The organism is Paraburkholderia sp. RL17-347-BIC-D, assembly GCF_046027915.1.
Taxonomy (GTDB): Bacteria; Pseudomonadota; Gammaproteobacteria; order Burkholderiales; family Burkholderiaceae; genus Paraburkholderia.
In genome coordinates this window covers 15511-33771 of the sequence record NZ_JARESS010000018.1, presented here as the reverse complement: position 1 = coordinate 33771, position 18261 = coordinate 15511, and the positions used below count along the sequence as shown (strand labels likewise).

The following is an 18261-nucleotide window of genomic DNA, read 5'->3' as shown; positions in this document are numbered from 1 at the left end:
GCTGCGATGGTTTCAGACGGGGAAAGGGCGGGCCCTTTCCCCGTGACCGTGAAACTTACTGGATCGTCCAGATGTTGGTCTGGGTCTTGTCCGGACCCGGCTGGCGATTAGCTTCCTGCGTACCGATGATGTCGGCCGGATTCAGCTTCTGCGTATAACCCTGCGGCGTGATGTACGCATGGTTCATCGGACGGACCGAGTCGAAGTGCGTATCGGCGCTGTCCGCGAGTTCCGGCAGGTTCAGGATGTTCGCCGTGATGAAGCTCTCGGTGTACTTCGAGCGGGCGATGTACGTGGACTCCTGGCCCGGTGCCGGATCGGCGAGCTGGAACATGTCCTGCAGCGTACGCACGAGCGCGAAGTGGCTGTACGCGTCGCTGTCCTGGATGCCCTGCGCGCCATGGTTCGTGACCACACCGAAGATCGAGTTGCCGTGACCGTGGTTGCCCTTGTTGTACTGCGTCGTCGTCGTCGGCGTGTACTTGCCGTTCGTGAACGTGAGCGGTTCAGCGGCCGACGTTTGACTCGGGTTCCAGCCGCAGCACGACGTCGAGCTACCTTCGCCTTCGTCGAACATCACGACGATCGCAACGTGACGCTTCGGATTGTTCCAGATCGGCGAAGCCTGGATCTTGGTCACCACCTGCTGGACGTACGCGTCGCCACGCTTCACGAGGTTGTCGCCCTTACAGGTCGGGTCGTTACCCGTGCCGTGCATGTCGTCGCACTGGTCCGGAACCACGAAGTTGACCGCGCCAACGTCGCCGTTCTGCAGGTCCGTATCGAACTGGTCGAAGTTGTAGCCTGACGGGACCGGGTACACCGACGTGTTCTGGAGCGCCGAAGCGTACTGCGTACCGAAGATCGTACGGTTGCTAGCGAAGAATTCCGGCAGCGAACGCGCGGTCTGGTAGGCCATGCCCGGGTGATGCTTCGTCTTGTACAGCGCTGACGGCATGTTCAGAGCCGGGCTGGTCAGGCCGGCGGTGACGGTGCCTGCGATGCCGTTGTAGCCGGCCACGACGGCCGGGTCGGCGATGCTGTCGGTACGCGGATCCTGGCCCGGGTTCATCGACTCGCTATACGTGCGCCACGCGAGGCCAGCGTTCGACAACTGCGTGAACAGGTTCGGTTGGACAATGTTGTGCGCAGCGGTCGTCCCCGTCGGACAAGTGCCAAAGCCGGACAGGTCACCGTTCTGATTGGCCGGAACAGCGGCCGTCGCCACCAGCGGCTGACCGTCTGATGCCTTGCCGCCCGCGAACGCGGTGTCCTTCAGCGCGGAAGCGTCTACGCCGCAGCCCCACCAGTTGTCGTCGGTGATACCCCAGTCGTCCGCACCGCCGAGCGCCGTGTAGTTCGGTTCCGACGGGTTGCCGGTCGAGTAATAGGTCGTCGCCTGGTTCCACTTGCCGCTCGTGAAGTCGAGGTTGCCGGCGATGTACGGTGCGTCGCCCGAGCCCTCGATACCGATCGTGCCGCCCGTCGTGGTTCCGATCGAGCGGTTCTCGAGCATGACAATGAAGACCGCGTCATAGCGCGGAATGCCTTCGACGTTGAACGCAGCCTGCTGCGACTGCGCGAACGTGATCGGCGTCTGCGTCTGTGTCGGCACAACGGCCGTCGTCGAGGTCACACCCGCCTTGCCGACGAGCGACGGATCGCCGCCCGCAACCGCGAGGTTATCCGGGTACATGTCGCCGCGATCGAGCTTGGTCGTTGCGTACGTATAGCGGTTCGTCAGTGCATTGTCTTCAAAGAGGATCGCCGACTGCTCGGCGCCCGACAGCTTGTTCACGTCGCCGAGCACGTCGGCGGCCGCGACAGTCGCTGCCGAAGCGGCCACACCCGGACCGCTCAGGCGCGTCGCGAGGTTGGCCTTCTCGGTGGCGTAGGTCGTGCCGTTCGCTTCAACCAGACGCTGAACTTCGCTCGACATCGGGCTGATCACGACGTTCGTCGCGCCCTGGTCGGCGATCTGTGCCGCCGAGGCGCGCAGGATCATGTGGCTCGGGGCGGCTGCGCCGGTCGCCGTGTTGGTGGCCTTGGTGCTCACGTCGGCTATCAGTTGGCCGCTGCCGCTGGTTTTCAGCGTGAAATGGCCCGTGCTGTCGGTTGTCGCGATGGTTTCAGCCCCGTCGCACTTGCCGTTGCCGTTCGCGTCGACGCACACGGTCGCGCCAGCGTAGTAGCCTGCCTTGAGGATTGGATCGCCAGTCGTGCTGCCCGGCACGAAGCCGGCGGCGGCGACGGCGCCCGCGAATGTCTGCGTGGGGGCGTTGCTGGCCGCCGGTGTAGAGTTGTCATTACCTCCGCAAGCGGTCAGCACGCAGGCTGCCGCGATCGAAGTTAGAAGAAGAGTGGTGGTGCGACTTGTTGAGTTGACCGACATTGTGGGGGAGCCCCTGTTGGTTGTATACGCCCTTCAGAGCAAACTCCGATTGCGCGGTGCAGCGCGTTCACTTTCAACTACGTGCGGAGCTTGCCTGGGATGTTATTAGAAGTGCAACTGCCACGACTGCCTTTAAAGCAGGGCGAATTGGAACACCCCTGAGTGAAACTTTAGCGGCAGAAACCTGAATATTGGCTTGCAATTCGCGATGGCGCGTCAACAGGACCTACCAAACATGTCTTCAGAAAGCCGACAAAATTGGCTCTCCGATAAATGTGTCCAGGAGATGTCGAAAAAAAAGTTGCAGTTCGCAATTAACTGGAAGGCAGCGGTTATCATCACGCCTCTCACGGATAAACTCTGGCAGATTTTTGTAGCTCCGAATCCACCTCTCGCGCTGATCCTCGGCCAGCAACATGTCTGAAATTCTGATTGTTGAAGATGATCCCTCGATAGCCGAACTGCTATGGCTACATGCACAGGAAGCGGGGCATCGACCTGGTTGCATTCACGGGGAAAAAAGGCGAAGGAGTTAATTGATGAGCGGTTGCCGGCGGCTGTGATTCTTGGCTGGACGTTGCCTGACATGACGGGACTGTCTCTGTTGATGCCGGGGCGGACTTCTATCTCGTCAAGCCCTTTTCAACAAGGGAATTGTTTGCCCGTGTACAGGTTATGTTGCGCCCACAACCAAACGTGAACTCCCAGGATATTTTTTGAGCGTCCCTGGGATCACCGTGTCGCTCACGTCACATCGAGTATTCGTACGGCGGGAGGACCGAGAAGTTGCTGTCACTATGTCGCCGACAGGATTCAAGCTCCTACGTCTTTATTTGGCGCATCCAGGAGAGGTACTTTCCCGTGACGCATTTGTCCAGGAGGTCTGGATGGCACAACCCCATGCCAGTGAGCGCACGGTCGATGTCCATATCAAGTTCCTCCGCGACGCGTTTCGACCATTGGACACAATGATCGAAACGGTTCGGAGTCGACGCTATCGTTTGTCGAGTTCTCCTTCTCACTAGTCGAACGCCGGTCAATCATCGTAGGGGCCTTGTCACGTTGCTGCGGTGGCCGCGTAAATCGGCGATGAAAAATACGAAATCACTCTATGATGGCCATCGCTTTCCGGCGGTGGTGATCGGTTGTGCCGTTCGCCGGTGCAGTGTGTATCGGCGGCGGTCGCGGTGGAACCGCTACTTTCACCTTGAACGCAGCAGCAATACTGTATATATTAACAGTACTGGTTATATATACAGGGTCGGCAATATGGAACATCTGATTCGTATTCTTAACGACAAGGATCGCCGAACGCTCGCCTGGATGCGGGAGCAGGTCGGCGAGGCCGCCCTTGGCGCGGCCGCTGAGCGGTGCGGCGGCCCGACAAAGCCCTATGTGTCTCGTGTCTGCCGATGCCTAGGTCTGAGGCCGCCAATATTCGGCGAGTCGGGCCCACGCATATCGACTGCGACTGCCGAGCGGTCACTCGCTTCAATCCGCGAAATTCTGGCCGCGGCTGCGGCAAGGCGCGGCCCCGGTTCGGTGCGTGTTTGATTCTTTGACGTCTAATCTAGCGAGAACGCCGATCCGATCACGTCACATCGGCCGCTTCTGACAGACGGATTCTGGAAGTGACGTTTGCGCCAGGTGAGAGCCACAGTCATTCAGCTTGACAACGGGCACCCGCGGCGCACGCTCTACGTGCACAGCTTGGCTCACGATATCCGCATTTACGAGGACGGGGGAGTTGCTGGCCGTTCATCCTGTACTCGACGGGCGTCGAAGAAACGTCGCTGCTGCCGGGACATCGGCGTTCACACGAACCGCTTGCCTTTTGCTCTCGCGATGCGGCGAGCAGTCTGGTAAATCGTTGGAAGGGGATTTTCAACTTGCCGCCGTCCATCAGGAAAACTGTGAAACGGTCCTTATCTGCGTTGACATCCCTTGCCACCGGTCGAATACGATTTATCATCCCACGGCGTCCAAATGATTGTCCGCAGATACCATCTCGCCTGCGGTGGCTGGGCAAGTGTCGCCTCGGGTATTTGAAAAGGCGGCCTCTTGGCGTTCCAGTAAATTACTCAAGTAATGATTTTGTCAGATCCTGTGCGGCGATAATCAGAGTCGTTTTGGGGTCTCGTGCGCCGCGAGAAATGACGATGGCTTGTTATCGGAAGGCACCCGTGCCGCCCCGTGCGCGCGGCAACGTTTGTTCAGACCGTGCGGATGAATTCGTCTCATGAGGCTCCATGCGTTCGTCACTATCGCTTTCTGTGCGCCGATCCGTTTCGTCAGCCGCCTCGCGGGTGTTGTCGCCATCTGGTGTGATCGTTTGTGGTGTTTTGCTGACGCTGTTCACGTGCAGCCTTTGCGCGTGGGTGCTTTTCGAGTCACGCAACGATGCCTACAACCACGCCGAGGAAAATGCACGGAACCTGATGCTCGTCATCGAGCGGGACATCGCTCGCAACATCGAGCTCTACGATCTTTCGCTGCAAGCGGTAGCGGACGGGGTGGCGGATCCGCAGGTGATGGCACTCCCCCCGAGGATCCGAAGCGGGGTGTTGTTCGACCGCGCCGCTTCGGGTAAGTACCTCGGCTCCATATTCGTGATGAGTGAGCGCGGCGACATCGTCCTGGACTCCCGATTCATACCGGCGCGGGTCGGGAACTTCGCTGACCGTGACTATTTCAGCTTTCACCGCGACAGCGGCAACACCGGCCTCTACATCAGCAAACCCTACGCGTCGCGGCTGCGCGACGGCGCGCTCACGATTGCCCTGAGTCGCCGGATTACGCGCACGGACGGCTCTTTCGGCGGTGTCGTGGTTGGGACGCTGAGCATCGACTATTTCCGCGCTCTACTGGACGGCCTGTCCGTGGGGGAGCGCGGCACAGCGGCAGTGATCGAGACGAACGGAACCATGATCACCCGATTGCCCTACGATCCGAAGGTGGTTGGGCGTGACATCCGAAACGCCCCCGTGTTTATTCAGGCGATGTCGACAAACGAAGGTGCGTTCGCTGGCACTGCCTCAATCGATGGGATCCGCAGGCTCTACGTGTACAAGCACCTACCCGGGCTTCCGATCATAGTCGACGTGGCACCCGCGGAGAACGACATTTACGCGGAATGGCAACGCCGGGCCAGGCGACTTGAGATCGTGATGGCGGTGTTCGGCGTGATCCTTGGGGCAGGATCGTTGCTGTTGTCGCGTGAACTACGGCGGCGACAGCTTGCGGAGTCGAAACTACAGCATCTGGCGCGTACGGACGCGCTTACGGGATTGAGCAACCGGGGCACCTTTGACGAAACGTTGCAGAAGGAATGGCAACAGGCCAATCGCTCGGGCCGTCCGCTCTCGCTGCTGTTCGTCGACATCGATCAGTTCAAGGCGTACAACGATTACTATGGTCATCAGGCGGGCGATGAGGTACTAAGAGCCGTTGCTCAATGCGTGGCTCTGTGCGTTCGCCGACCGGCCGACCAGGTGGCGCGGTATGGCGGCGAAGAGTTCGTGGTGACCCTTCCAGATACCGACGCGACCGGTGCCGCGAATGTCGCAGAGACCATTCGGCAAGCCGTATTTGATCTCAACATTGAACACGCCCAGAGCCGGTATGGCTGTGTGACCGTGAGCATCGGCGTGGTGACGTCGCAAGGGCGAGCGGTTCACGATGGCGCGATTCTGGTGAAGATGGCTGACTCGGCCCTATACGAAGCAAAGTCAACCGGCCGTAACCGGGTCTGCGAGGCATAGCAGCGCCAGCGCGCGCACGCAAACGACGCAGAGGGCGGACACAAAGGCAGCGGAATGGAGTTGCACCCGAACAGCAGGATGAACAGGAACCTGGCCGGTGCCCGCGCGGCTAGGCGATCACCGATCATTTCAGGCCGCACGTTCAGGTGGAATCGGCGAGCCACGATCACTGGCGACGAAGCGATGCAGGCGCGGGCGCCGCTGTACGCGTCACATCGAGAACCGGTCGTCGGACAGGCATTCGCCGCCGGCGTGCGATGCCGACGCCGACGTCGCCCAGCGTCAGGTTTGCCTGTGCGCCGTGCGATGCGGTAGGGTGCGGGTATTACTCACGGAACTGAGCTGTCCATGAACAAACAGGAACTCATCAACGCTGTCGCCGGTCGCACCGGCGACAGCAAGGCCGCCAATGGTGAAGCCATCGATGCGGTGCTCGGGGCGAGCATGCACGCGCTGATCGCTGACGACGGCGTGCAACTGATGGGCTTTGGGTCGTTCTCGACGGGGCAGCGCGCCGCACGCACCGGACGCAACCCGTCGACGGGTGCCGAAATCCAGATTGCCGCGGCAAGGACGGTCAGGTTTACGGCCGGCAAGGCATTCAAGGATGCGGTCAACGCGTCATGACGAAGGTGGCGATCATTCCCGGCGACTACGCCGGGCTGCATAAGGAAGTGGTCAGTGTCGTCGAGTCGGCGCGACGCACGGCGGCTCGCAACGTCAATGCCGTGATGACCGCCGCCTACTGGGAGATCGGGCGGCGGATCGTCGCCAGTGAGCAGGGCGGGCAGGCGCGCGCGGGCTACGGACAGGCGCTGATTGCCCGGCTCGCGGACGACCTGACGCGCCGTTTCGGACGCGGATTCGGCAAGGCCAATCTGGCCAGCATGCGCGCCTTCTATTTCGCCTGGCCGGCGGCGGAGATTTTCCAGACAGTGTCTGGAAAATCTGCAGCCCCCGAAAATGTCCAGACGCCGTCTGGAAAATCGCCGCCGGCGAATGACGTCGTCGACGCCATGGCAACGGCGCCCGATTACATGGCGTTAGCCGCCCGTTTTACGTTGCCGTGGTCCGCTTATGTGCGCCTGCTTTCAGTGAAGACGGCGCCCGCTCGCGCTTTCTATGAAACAGAGGCGTTGCGTGAAGGCTGGTCGGTGCGCCAGCTCGACCGCCAGATCAGTAGCCAGCTTTACGAGCGGCTGGCGCTGTCGCGCAACAAGGCAGCCCTGCTCAGGAAAGCTGCTGATGTTCAGCCGGGTGATCTCCTCACGCCAGAGGAGGCGATTCGCGACCCGTTCGTCCTCGAGTTTCTCGACATCAAGGACGAGTACTCGGAGTCGGGTCTTGAGGAGGCGTTGATCCAGCATCTGGCGGACTTCCTGCTGGAACTTGGCGACGACTTCGCTTTCGTTGGACGGCAGCGCCGTCTGCGAATCGACGACACGTGGTTCAGGGTCGACCTGGTGTTTTTCCATCGACGTCTGAAATGCCTCGTCATCATCGATCTCAAGGTCGGCCGCTTCAGCTATGCGGACTCCGGGCAGATGCATCTCTATCTGAACTACGCGCGCGAGCACTGGATGAAGCCTGGGGAGAATCCACCTGTCGGTCTGATCCTTTGCGCCGAAAAAGGTGCGGCCGAAGCACACTACGCGCTGGACAACCTGCCGAACAAGATTCTCGCGGCGGAATACCAGACCGCGTTGCCAGATGAGGCGATGATCGTGCAGGAGCTGGAGCGCACGACAGCGGAACTGGAGCGGCGTACCGGGGCTGCGTGAGATCCGGTCCCGACGTCCGACAGATCAGGATCACCCTGAGCGCCTCACAAGAATGCCTTCTGGAGAATCTGCCTGTTTTCGAACGAAAAGGACGATTACCGCCTGAATCTGCTTCCAGACTCGGGGCGCGCGCTCATTCCCGCGTCGCTATCGATTATTGTAGTTGGCTATCACGGCGCGTATCGCCGGCTCATTCATGTTCGCGCGTGTCACCGTCACCACGTCGACGAATACCTTTGGACGCGGCGGATGGCCCTGCAAGGCAGCGATCAGCGTCTCGACCGACTGATAACCCATACGGTAGGGGTCCTGCACGTTCTGCGCATTGAGTGTTGCTGTGGGGCCGAATATGGGTTCTGCTGCGTACGCAGCGCGGCCCAAAGGGCCGCAACTGATTTACCCCGTATCAACGTGGAATCACCCGGATGACTTGTCCCAAACACTGGGAAACTAATTGCGCCCGGCGGCTGTGTCAATGGATTTCGGATATCCATCCCCGGTCTGCAGCTTGCATCGACCACCTGGAAGACCTGAGGTCATCCCCTTAGCCGCAATGCGCAAAACATGTCCTGCATTACGAGGACGAAAGCGTTGGCCATGCGCCGCGCAGATGAAGTCAAAGGGTCGCAAACGGATGTCTGTTTGGGGGTGGGGCGAAGGTTCGCAGTGGGTCAGCTACAGAAGTCGGGCCGCTGCCACGGGTGGCTCAGTGCGGTGGAGCAATGTACTTCCGGCTTCGGCCATCTGCCGCCATTCGTTCGTGCGATCGATCGGTCATTCGGACGTCGGCTTGGCGCCGACAGCGGACCTTAGCTGCGTGCACGTGTTCGAACTGACGCGCGGCTAGGCTGTCGCGGAAACCGCATTTGTTTGCATGCGTGATCCCAACGATCGCGTTGGCTTCTTAAGCATTGGCTTGTTAATAGTGTGCACGCGAAGTCAACAGGTGGACTCATCAAGCGCCCCGTCACTCGGCGCGCGCGTGCAAAAACCTGGACGCGCCATCGGACCGTCGTTGCTTTCCAGTTCGCCGATTCCTAATCTGATCGGAGAGGCTCGGGTCGATGAAAGTTGGCGAGCCGTCATGGACTCTATAAAAGGTCCGAAGTGTCCTTTGATCGAACTGAAACAGCCGTGGTTTTCATCGACCCGCAAGTCGATGTCTTAAGCAAGAACGGCAAGAACTGGGGCGCGGTGGGAGCAAGCGTGACAGAGAATAAGACGGTAGAAAACATGCTGCGAATCTTCAAGGCGGCGAAGTCCGCAAAGTTTACGGTCTTTATCTCGCCACATTACTTTTTCCCGACCGATCGTGTGTGGAAATTCAATGGACCGCTGGAGGCAGATGAATTCGCTACCGGCACGTTTGCGCGTAGTGGTCAGTTGAGTCTGGAAGGTTTTGAAGGCTCCGGCGCGGACTGGCTCGACGAATTCAAGCCCTACATCAACGACGGCGAGACGGTTGTTGTGAGTCCGCACAAGGTCTTCGGACCGCAAACCAACGATCTCGTCCTTCAACTGCGCAAGCGAGGCGCAAGGAAGGTGGTACTGGGAGGCATGCTTGCCAACATGTGCGTGGAGTCGCATTTGCGTGATCTGCTCGAACAGGGATTCGAGGTGTATGTCGTTAGCGATGCAACAGCCGGACCACGTCATCCCGTTTGGGGCGACGGCTACAAGGCGGCGATGATCAACTACGCGTTCCTCGCGCACGGCGTGGTGACTACCGACGAGGTTGTGGCCTCAATGGAATGACGCCCAACTGAGATCGGCTGGCAGGCGAACAGACTGTCGGCCTAAAAAGCGCATTTGCCCAGTTGCGAAACCCCAGCATGTTTCCCGGACGGATTGCCGACCGCCTGCTTACCCCGCTGCAATGTCTCATGGCGCACGAGTTCACGCGGTGGTTCATTTTCAATTGAAAGCTCGCCTCAGCAAGGAGAATGACAATGAACACGGTCACGACCAAAGACGGCATTCAGATCTTCTACAAGGACTGGGGAACAGGGCAGCCCATCGTTTTTTCACACGGATGGCCACTGAGCGCCGACGATTGGGATGCCCAGATGATGTTCTTCCTGAACCTCGGTTTCCGTGTCATCGCGCATGACCGTCGCGGTCACGGGCGGTCAACGCAGACGGCCGACGGTCATGATATGGATCACTACGCCGATGATCTCGCGGCCGTTACCGAGCATCTTGACCTTAAAAATGCAGTCCACGTGGGCCACTCGACGGGGGGCGGTGAGGTCGTCCGCTATCTCGCGCGTCATGGCGAGGGTCGAGTAACCAAGGCGGTGCTGATCAGTGCTGTGCCACCGCTGATGGTGAAGACCGCTAACAACCCGGAAGGTCTTCCCAAGGAGGTTTTTGATGGATTTCAGGCGCAGGTCGCCAACAACCGCTCACAGTTTTACCGTGATGTTGCTGCCGGGCCGTTCTACGGTTATAACCGGCCAGGGGCCAAGCCGTCCGAAGGCGTGATCCTGAACTGGTGGCGTCAGGGAATGGAGGGCGGAGCCAAGGCGCACTACGACGGGATCGTGGCCTTTTCCCAGACCGATTTCACCGAAGACCTGAAGAAGATCACAGTCCCGACGTTAGTGATGCACGGCGATGATGACCAAATCGTACCCTATGCCGACTCTGGGCCGTTGAGCGCGAAATTGCTGCCGAACGGCACCTTGAAAACCTATAAAGGCTTCCCGCACGGCATGCCTACGACGCAAGCCGATACGATCAATGCGGATCTTTTGGCGTTCATCAATTCCTGAATCGTCAGGCATCCTGGTGCACTTGGAGCGAGCAAACGACTGATCTACCGTAAGCGGCCATTGCCTTCATTCAGCTCGGCCGTCCGTTAGGGGGCGGCTACGGCCGATCGCTCGTAGGGCAGAGGTCGGCCCATGAAGCGACGTTCATCTAGACCGTCACCTGGACATTCGTGCGACTGCTCCGCTTTCTGAGCGGCCGTTTCGATCACAACGACGCGTGTCGCGTCGATGAACCTGGCTTCGATAAAATCACTCGCTCGGGCGGCGCCACCACCGACATGCTCCCAGCGCCGCGCCGCAACGGGTGGTTCATAGATGTTTGAGCACACTGCTCGCCAGCGTGCGCAGTTCGTCGAACTGCGTAACGAGTTCGAGGCACAGAATAAACGCCAGCATCGCTGAAGGTCCCGGGAAGCGTTCGATCCATCGCAGCGCCGAAGTCGCGTAGCGCACGCGGATCGCATCTCGCGTCATGACATAGGTAATTCCGATTCCCACAGCGGCGCCCACCAGCAAATCGGTTGGGTAGTGAAAGCCGAGATAGGCGCGCGGAACGCAAATGAACAGCACGGTATAGAGAATCGCCAGCACACCGATGCCGCGCCACACGAGGAAGATGCCGGTTGCGACCGCCATCCATAGCATCGCGTGATCGCTTGGAAAGGAGCTCCAGCTTGTCAGCAGTGCGTCCTTGATATCGCCACCTGCGAAGTGCAGATGCAGTTCGGCGCTATAGACGGGGCGCACTCTGAACGGCAACCAGTGAGTCAGCAGTCTTCCGACGAACAGCGCCACGAGGCCACTGAGAAGCGTCGCGAGAACCATTTCTCGCCGCCATTCGCGGCGCTCGTCCTGCTGAAACCACATCCACCACAGCATGGGAATGAGTACGAGGCCTTTGAAGGTGTAAAGGTCGGCGATGCCTTCTATGGATCGGGTCGCGAAATGACCGAAGTGTATGTTGGACAGATATGTTTCGATAGAGGAATCGAAGCTATTCATTATTTTGTAAGAAACTTGAGCTAGTCGCATCGAGGTTAGCATAGCCCAACGAATGCGCTGCATTTTTGGTGCTTACTTTCATTGACAACTTTCCCTGCGCAATTTCATCGCCAACTTTCACCGACGGCTTACTGCGCGAGTTTCCTCTTCGGGCGGCGTATGCCGACGAACACCGCGTCGGCCACGTCCATCGGAAAATCTCGGGTAGCTATGGCGACACCTGCTCGATACTCGTCGATCAGCGCGTCGATAGCCGCAGCGGAAATGCCGGCCGCTGTCCTTGGGTGACCCAATCGAGCTTCGACCGAGAATCCGCCAACGATCTCATTCCTCGAATGTCCGCTGCACTCCGAGACGCGCCGCACAGTTCGCCGGATGATGACAGTCTGTACCGGGTCATATTGGAACGTCGAGATAGAGCTGACATGCCGGGGTTAATGCCCGGACACCGACGACAGCTTGCAAAGAACGTCGCATGCCATGACCAAACCGAGCAAACCGTGCCGGTCAGTCGGTCGAAGCGCCGAAGCAGCGGCCGCACGAACGCGCCTTGCCCACTCGCAGGCGCCCGGCGCTCACTGTTGCCTCACCACCGCAGTCGCACCGGCAAACCCACAAACCATCGCCAGCGTACCGATCGGTCGTCAGCTGGCCAAACACCTCACCGCCCCGCAGCGCAGGTGAGCCTGGGCGGGACCGCCACACACGACGCTGCTCACGGCAGCCACAATCACGCGTTCTGCCGCCTTCTACCGCCTCCAACTCGGCAGTCACGTGGCCGCCGCAACGACAGCTCCAGAGCCACACATCGGCGCCGCGATATTGAAGCGCGACAAGGTAGCCGAAGGTGCGACCAGCGACATCGCGACGAGGCGGAAAAGGCCATTCAGGCGGCAAGGGGAGACGGATACGCTGATTCACAAAAGGTAAATGGGATTCGGCATCCTACTCTCAAGGCATAAGTGCTGCCCGTCGCTTCGCGGGCGTGGCTCAGGAAGGGGACAGAGTGGCCACGTAGAATCGATGAATCGGCACCTCGTTATAAGCGACGTATGCTCTCCGCACGTACCAAACGGAGAACGTCTTGGTATTCGCATTGCGATCTGTATCTTCGCCGTTTTACGGCATTTTTACGTGCCGAGGAATTCCTGACAATATAAAGTCAACCCGTTCAAGTTTTCTGTGTGCGACGCAATTACGGTGCGACATTATCCACAAGTGGTCCGTCAGCCTGACGCCTCGCAAGCGTGCGCCGACCAAGCCTTGGCTCACGCACTGTTTTTCTGTCAAATAACATGCGCGGATATCTCTGATCATGATGTGGTACGAAACTTAAAGGGAGTATTCATATCGTGAGAATTGAAGCACCAGCGAGCAATATGCCAGCGATCGACGATGGCCACGACCGGCAAACGGCATCAGCGTCAAAAGCGCTAAGCGGCTCGCAACCTCCAGCTTCCCCCGAGATGACGGGCCCATTGTCCGGTCTCAGGTCAGTCAAGGACCCCGGGCCGGCAGCGCGAGCTTCATCGTCCGTCCGGTGGGGTACGTCACCGTCAACAGCCGGAGGTCGAACGTTTTCGACGAGCGATTCGATCCCGTTGCAGCGGATGCCGCAACTGGGTCCGCAAGCACCCGCCAGCGCTGCATCTCACACGACGTCCGCGGACCCCGCCGGTAGCGGCGCCCAATCGTCTGGCATGGCGGCTTCTAAAGAAGGGAACGCACCTATAGCCTCTCGATATGCTGGAGGTATCGCGGGAGCACTCGAGTTAGGGGGCGCCATCGCTGCCGGCGTCGCGACAATCCCGAAACGCGAGGTGATAAGTACCGCCGCGTCTGGTGCTCTTTGGGCGGGCGGTGCAGCGGCGGGTATAGTCGGCAACACGGCCAGCCTGGTAGCGGGTATCGGCACGCAAAGCCAGCTATCAGTCGGTAGCCTAGCGGCCAGAATTGCATCTCACGCAGGGCAAATGATATCCGGCGTTGCCAATCTGGGTGCTGGCGTATCGGATGCGACAACGGCAAGTCGCCATGTCGTAGCCAAAGTCGCGGGCGGCTTTTCCGGTGGCGCATGGGGACTGAGTGCAGGGCTCAACATGGCCCAAGCCGGAACGGAGCTTTGGAACGGCTACAGCCACGCCTCCGCTTTAAAGTTCGCAAGTGGGGGATTCAATCTTGGCGCGGCCATAGCGGATACGGTTGCGGTATTCGATGCCACGGCATCGGTAGCTCCTAAGGTGGCTTCCGCACTATGGGCCGCGGGCGCCGCTGCGCAAGTGGGGGCTGCAATTGCGGAAAGGCCCGCGAAAAAGCCTGAGGATGTTGAGTCTGGGACGCAGGTGAGCCAATGACCGTTTAACGCGCGAAACCCTCCCGTATTGCCACATTGCGATAGACGCGGCAAAGCGCGCAAAGCAGCAGGTGCATTTGTATTGCATGGCGATTGGCCGCGACCGCATTATCACACTGACGCATCGTGAAAATGTGCAGGAAGCCAAAGACTTCGCAACTCACAAAATGAACGAAAAACGCTAGTGTCGCCTGCTTTCCGGTGACGCCCCGCGACACGAACTGTCTATGATGCGTTTCAATCCATGGATCCCATGATGGACTGCAACACTGGCTTTTTGCGATGCGGGCCGAAGATCAGGCAGCCAGACTGCGCGCCGGCAGGCTCACGGAACTGGCCGCGACAACGTCGCGGAGGGGCTGGACAGCCTTGCGGGTGCGTTACGGCGTGAATGGCTGAGGCAAACTGATGATTAGAGCCGACGCAGTGCAGATTCAGCAGGCGATGGTCAATCTTTGCGAAACGCCATCGAGGCGATGTCGGCGGGGACGGAGCATCAGAAGTCTCACACGCCGGCCGTATCTGGATCGTGCGCAATGAGATCCGTGGCGTGACGTTCAGCTTCAGCGTTCCGACCGAGCCGTCGGATGGAACGTGAAACCAGTGACCATACTTCACAAGGCCTATCTTTGCGGGCCGCCCATGATGATTGAAGCGGCGATCCGCACTCTCATGCAGGGCCAGTTGTTCGAGCGCGACATCTACACGGAGAAGTTTCTCACCAGCGCGGACCGCGCGGAGGCACTCGCGAAGAGTCCCCTGTTCAAGTCGATTTGAGCGATGCGGCCGGGTGCGGATCCTGATCTTTTACGAGCGCGAAACGAATTCTCTCAAACCCTCACGAGCAACTTGCCGATGTTGCCGCCTTCGAACAAGCTATTCAGCGCAGCAGGCAGTTGTTCGAATCCATCGACAAAAGTCTCCTTGAATACGATCTCACCGCTTTTAACCCAAGGCGCCACTTGCGCCACCATTTCGTCCATACGATTGGTGTAGTCTCTTGCCAGCACGCCCTGGATGGTGGCGCGCTGAAAGAGCATGTGCTGTAGAAATCGTGGTCCCACGTCCGGCGTGTCCAAACCACCGTCGTATTGACTGATCGCTCCGCAAATCACGATGCGGGCTCGGCGCTTGATAAGCGGGATCACGGCATCCGTGATCGGGCCGCCGACGTTGTCGAAATAAACGTCCACCCCTCCTGTGGCCTCGAGCAGCGCGCTCGTCAAGTCTTCGTGCGTCTTGTGTTCCCGATAATCGACCGCGCGATCCAGTTTCAGTTCGTCGAGCAGGAATCGGCACTTGTCTGGACCACCGGCAATGCCGACGACCTTGCAGCCCGTTTTTTTCCCAAACTGTGCAACCAGCGAGCCGACGGCCCCTGCCGCGCCGGAAACAACCAGGGTATCACCAGGGCGCGGCCGGCCGGCTTCCATGAGACCAAACCAGGCGATACGCCCCGGCATGCCGAGCACACCGAGTGCCGTGGAAACGGGCGCGCTTGCCGGATCGAGTTTGGTCAGTTCGCTGTGATGGCACCGTGCATATAACTGCCAACCCGAATAAGTCGACACCCAGTCGCCTTTGGCGAACAGCGGGCTGGCCGACTCGACCACTTCTCCCACTACACCGGAGCGTTGCACGATGCCGAGGGGATGAGGCACGTCATACGTATTGCGCTCGTGCTGCTGAATGCGAATATACGGATCCACGCTGATGTACCGTGCGCGAACGATGACTTCGTTCTCCGCCAACGGTCCCGAAATTTCGCTTTCACGAAGCTCGTAGTGTTCCGATCCAACGCGACTCGTGGGACGTTTTACATAGAACCATTGGCGATTCGAATAGGGTGCGTTCATGGATTGGATTTCCGGTGTGAATTGCGATGCGGTGGGAACGATTCACTTGAGTTGCGCGAAGCCTTTGCGATGTTGGTATGTCGGATTTAACGAGGCAAGACAGCGATCTCTGGCGGCTGGTTTCGTGCAGCGGTATTTTAGTTTTATGGACAGCCACCGTCGAATCATTATTTATTCAGCTTGGCAGTAGTTTTTCTACTGCCTTCTCGCGATCGCTTTGCTGTTGTCGCTGCTTTTAGTTCATATTGGGCCTGCGTGATCAGCCAGTCTCGCATTGCCCGAATAGTCTCCGAGTCGCGCCGGTCATCGGGATAGACGACGTAATAGCCCAGCGAGAGATGCAGCGCGAAATCGAAGAGGCGGCACAGGCGGCCGGCGGCGAGATCCCGTTCCACGAGTTGCTCGCTGGTCAGCGCGATGCCTTGGCCCGATATCGCGGCGTCGATTGCAAGGGCGGACTGGCTGAATCGAGGCCCCTTACTCGGATCGACATGTTCTCCTCCGTTCAGCGCTTCGAGAAATTCAGGCCACAGGTCATGTGAATCATGCAGCAAAACGTGACGCTTCAGATCGGACGGCTTCCTCAGTGGTCGTCTCGATTCGGCCAATGAAGGGCTGCAGACGGCATAGATGTCGACCGGAAAGAGCGGATCGGCAGCAAGTCCTTTACCGAAAGGCGGCTTGCCGTGGCGGATTGCAATATCGACTCCATCGCCTTTGAAAGTCGAGAGTTGTTGATCTGCGATCACGCGCACTTCAATTGATGGATAAGCGTCCGTAAATGTTGCCAGCCGTGGGATGAGCCATTTCGACGCAAATGAAGGCGTCGTGCTGACCGTCAAACTCGATGCACGGTGTGTGAGCGCTTCCGTTGCGTTCGCGATGATCGTTAGCGCGCGCTGCACTGATGAGAAGTAGATCGAACCATGGGTAGTTAACGCGAGCCCGCGCGGCAGGCGATCGAACAACTGAAGTCCAAGAACATCTTCGAGATTGCGCACCTGCTGGGCAACTGCGCCTTGAGTTACGCCTATTTCCTCTGCGGCGACACGGAAGTTGAGATGACGCGCGGCGGCTTCGAATGCCCGCAGCGCGTTTAAAGGGGGAAGGCGTGGCACTTTGGTTGGGGACAGCATACGGTGGAAAAACTACAGCCTTGGAGTAAGCAATGATTCGACGCGGTTGGCGCCCGGACGCCCTAAGTTAGCATATCGTGGCGCGCGCAGGGAGCGTGCTCGCTTTACGGCCAGGCCAGGCACCTGCCTCTACCCCTTGAGTTTGCAGGCACTTCGATCAGTCGAACTTGGCCGGGTCCGCCACCCGCACCACTACTTTGCCGAAGTTGCGCCCTTCCAGCATGCCGAGAAATGCCTCCGGGGCCTTCTCGAGACCGTCGACGATATCTTCCTTGCAGCGAATCCGTCCTTCGCCAATACCGTTGGACACGATGCGCAGAAACTCGGGATAGTGTTCGTCGGCAAACTCGTAGTTGATGAAGCCTCGCACCAGAAGGCTTTTTGTCAGTATCTGGCGCATCGTGGCCGCAAGCTGGCCGTTGGCGTTTTCCTGATCGCCGCTGTATTGCGCGATGAGGCCGCAAACTGGCACACGCGCGAAGCGGTTGAGCAGAGGCAGCACCGCTTGCCATATCTTGCCGCCGACGTTCTCGAAGTACGCATCGATTCCATCCGGACAAGCCGCAGCCAGTTGTTCGGCCATGTCGGGCGCGCGATGGTCGATCGCGGCGTCGAAACCGAGTTCGTCCAACACGTAGCGGCACTTCTCAGAACCGCCCGCGATGCCGACTGCTCGCGCCCCGGCTATTCGCGCAAGCTGCCCGACGAGTGAGCCGACCGGACCGCTAGCCGCTGCAACGACGACCGTATCGCCGGGTTTGGGCTTGCCGATCAACATGAGGCCGGCATAAGCGGTGAATCCCGGCATGCCGAGCACGCCGAGCCGAGCCGACGGTGACGAGAGATCGGGGTCGACCTTGCGCAATCCAGTACCGTCGATCACCGCATAGTCGCACCATCCGGTTGGTGCGAGTACGAGTTCACCTGTGCGATAGTCCGGATGTCTGGATTCGATGACCTCGGCCACGGCTTCACCGACCATCTTGTGATCGATTGCGACCGAGGGCGCGTACGACTTGCGCGCATCCATTCGGCCCCGCATGTACGGGTCGAGCGACAGGTACAAAACACGAAGCAGCAGCCCATTCGGCGGCGTGTCCGGCAGCGTGGCTTGCTCAAGACGGAAATTGTCGACGGTTGGCTGTCCATCGGGACGAGAGGCAAGAACGATCTGTTTGAAAGTGTCTATTTTCATGGTGGATATCC

The 18261-nt window shown here is 59.3% G+C and carries 14 protein-coding genes and 2 pseudogenes; 10 read left to right on the top strand and 6 right to left on the bottom strand.

Annotated elements, in window-relative coordinates; translation table 11 throughout:
* Positions 1-55 precede the first annotated feature (55 nt).
* On the bottom strand, positions 56-2392 hold the full coding sequence (locus tag P0D96_RS23590) for an alkaline phosphatase family protein (RefSeq protein WP_408315543.1): 2337 nt from the start codon (positions 2390-2392) through the stop codon (positions 56-58).
* Positions 2393-2627: 235 nt separating this feature from the next.
* Here P0D96_RS23590 and P0D96_RS23585 point away from each other — a divergent pair, with 235 nt between their 5' ends.
* The 7 genes and pseudogenes from P0D96_RS23585 (at position 2628) to P0D96_RS23565 (ending at position 7934) form a co-directional block, all read left to right on the top strand.
* The gene (locus tag P0D96_RS23585; protein WP_408315541.1) at positions 2628-2816 is read left to right on the top strand and encodes a hypothetical protein; all 189 of its coding nucleotides are present in this window, start codon (positions 2628-2630) and stop codon (positions 2814-2816) included.
* 373 nt (positions 2817-3189) lie between these two features.
* Positions 3190-3417, top strand: coding sequence for a winged helix-turn-helix domain-containing protein (locus P0D96_RS23580; RefSeq protein WP_408315539.1), 228 nt, complete (start codon positions 3190-3192; stop codon positions 3415-3417).
* A gap of 64 nt (positions 3418-3481) precedes the next feature.
* Positions 3482-3550 (top strand): annotated as a pseudogene (locus tag P0D96_RS48735) (IS6 family transposase); the annotation flags it as partial.
* Between the two features lie 111 nt (positions 3551-3661).
* Positions 3662-3946, top strand: a complete 285-nt coding sequence (locus P0D96_RS48810) for a CppA family protein (protein WP_494478263.1) — start codon at positions 3662-3664, stop codon at positions 3944-3946.
* Positions 3947-4641: 695 nt separating this feature from the next.
* Positions 4642-6153, top strand: coding sequence for a sensor domain-containing diguanylate cyclase (locus tag P0D96_RS23575; RefSeq protein WP_408180897.1), 1512 nt, complete (start codon positions 4642-4644; stop codon positions 6151-6153).
* Between the two features lie 348 nt (positions 6154-6501).
* Entirely contained in the window at positions 6502-6780 is a 279-nt protein-coding gene (locus P0D96_RS23570; RefSeq protein ID WP_408180898.1) for an HU family DNA-binding protein, read from the top strand.
* Complete coding sequence (locus tag P0D96_RS23565) at positions 6777-7934, top strand: PDDEXK nuclease domain-containing protein (RefSeq protein WP_408315536.1); 1158 nt, start codon at positions 6777-6779, stop codon at positions 7932-7934. Before P0D96_RS23570 ends, P0D96_RS23565 begins: the two co-directional genes overlap by 4 nt.
* A gap of 147 nt (positions 7935-8081) precedes the next feature.
* Here P0D96_RS23565 and P0D96_RS23560 read toward each other — a convergent pair whose 3' ends face one another.
* Complete coding sequence (locus P0D96_RS23560) at positions 8082-8249, bottom strand: hypothetical protein (RefSeq protein ID WP_408315534.1); 168 nt, start codon at positions 8247-8249, stop codon at positions 8082-8084.
* 792 nt (positions 8250-9041) lie between these two features.
* Here P0D96_RS23560 and P0D96_RS23555 point away from each other — a divergent pair.
* The gene (locus P0D96_RS23555) at positions 9042-9689 is read left to right on the top strand and encodes a cysteine hydrolase family protein (protein ID WP_408180901.1); all 648 of its coding nucleotides are present in this window, start codon (positions 9042-9044) and stop codon (positions 9687-9689) included.
* Positions 9690-9883: 194 nt separating this feature from the next.
* Positions 9884-10708 (top strand): alpha/beta fold hydrolase, encoded by an 825-nt coding sequence (locus P0D96_RS23550; protein ID WP_408180902.1) that lies wholly within the window; start codon positions 9884-9886, stop codon positions 10706-10708.
* A 309-nt stretch (positions 10709-11017) separates the two neighbouring features.
* Here the strand turns inward: P0D96_RS23550 and P0D96_RS23545 are convergent, their stop codons facing one another.
* On the bottom strand, positions 11018-11710 hold the full coding sequence (locus P0D96_RS23545; protein ID WP_408315667.1) for a phosphatase PAP2 family protein: 693 nt from the start codon (positions 11708-11710) through the stop codon (positions 11018-11020).
* Positions 11711-14678: 2968 nt separating this feature from the next.
* Here P0D96_RS23545 and P0D96_RS23540 point away from each other — a divergent pair.
* A pseudogene (locus tag P0D96_RS23540) lies at positions 14679-14840 on the top strand (phenol hydroxylase); the annotation flags it as partial.
* 53 nt (positions 14841-14893) lie between these two features.
* Here P0D96_RS23540 and P0D96_RS23535 read toward each other — a convergent pair.
* The 3 genes from P0D96_RS23535 to curA all read right to left on the bottom strand — a co-directional run bounded on the left by P0D96_RS23535 (position 14894) and on the right by curA (position 18250).
* Positions 14894-15919, bottom strand: coding sequence for an NADP-dependent oxidoreductase (locus P0D96_RS23535; RefSeq protein ID WP_408315532.1), 1026 nt, complete (start codon positions 15917-15919; stop codon positions 14894-14896).
* Positions 15920-16086: 167 nt separating this feature from the next.
* Positions 16087-17055 carry a transcriptional regulator GcvA gene (gcvA, locus tag P0D96_RS23530; protein ID WP_408315530.1) on the bottom strand — a complete coding sequence of 323 codons (969 nt, stop codon included), beginning with the start codon at positions 17053-17055 and terminating at the stop codon, positions 16087-16089.
* Between the two features lie 157 nt (positions 17056-17212).
* A complete protein-coding gene (curA, locus tag P0D96_RS23525; protein WP_408315528.1) occupies positions 17213-18250 on the bottom strand; it encodes an NADPH-dependent curcumin/dihydrocurcumin reductase in 1038 nt (345 codons plus the stop codon).
* Positions 18251-18261 lie beyond the last annotated feature (11 nt).

What these genes read in the sequence shown, in the direction of transcription:
- P0D96_RS23590 (WP_408315543.1), bottom strand. Translation starts at nt 2,392, where the DNA reads ATGTCGGTCAACTCAACAAGTCGCACCACCACTCTTCTTCTAACTTCG.
- P0D96_RS23585 (WP_408315541.1), top strand. Translation starts at nt 2,628, where the DNA reads ATGTCTTCAGAAAGCCGACAAAATTGGCTCTCCGATAAATGTGTCCAG.
- P0D96_RS23580 (WP_408315539.1), top strand. Translation starts at nt 3,190, where the DNA reads ATGTCGCCGACAGGATTCAAGCTCCTACGTCTTTATTTGGCGCATCCA.
- P0D96_RS48810 (WP_494478263.1), top strand. Translation starts at nt 3,662, where the DNA reads ATGGAACATCTGATTCGTATTCTTAACGACAAGGATCGCCGAACGCTC.
- P0D96_RS23575 (WP_408180897.1), top strand. Translation starts at nt 4,642, where the DNA reads ATGCGTTCGTCACTATCGCTTTCTGTGCGCCGATCCGTTTCGTCAGCC.
- P0D96_RS23570 (WP_408180898.1), top strand. Translation starts at nt 6,502, where the DNA reads ATGAACAAACAGGAACTCATCAACGCTGTCGCCGGTCGCACCGGCGAC.
- P0D96_RS23565 (WP_408315536.1), top strand. Translation starts at nt 6,777, where the DNA reads ATGACGAAGGTGGCGATCATTCCCGGCGACTACGCCGGGCTGCATAAG.
- P0D96_RS23550 (WP_408180902.1), top strand. Translation starts at nt 9,884, where the DNA reads ATGAACACGGTCACGACCAAAGACGGCATTCAGATCTTCTACAAGGAC.
- P0D96_RS23545 (WP_408315667.1), bottom strand. Translation starts at nt 11,710, where the DNA reads ATGAATAGCTTCGATTCCTCTATCGAAACATATCTGTCCAACATACAC.
- P0D96_RS23535 (WP_408315532.1), bottom strand. Translation starts at nt 15,919, where the DNA reads ATGAACGCACCCTATTCGAATCGCCAATGGTTCTATGTAAAACGTCCC.
- gcvA (WP_408315530.1), bottom strand. Translation starts at nt 17,055, where the DNA reads ATGCTGTCCCCAACCAAAGTGCCACGCCTTCCCCCTTTAAACGCGCTG.
- curA (WP_408315528.1), bottom strand. Translation starts at nt 18,250, where the DNA reads ATGAAAATAGACACTTTCAAACAGATCGTTCTTGCCTCTCGTCCCGAT.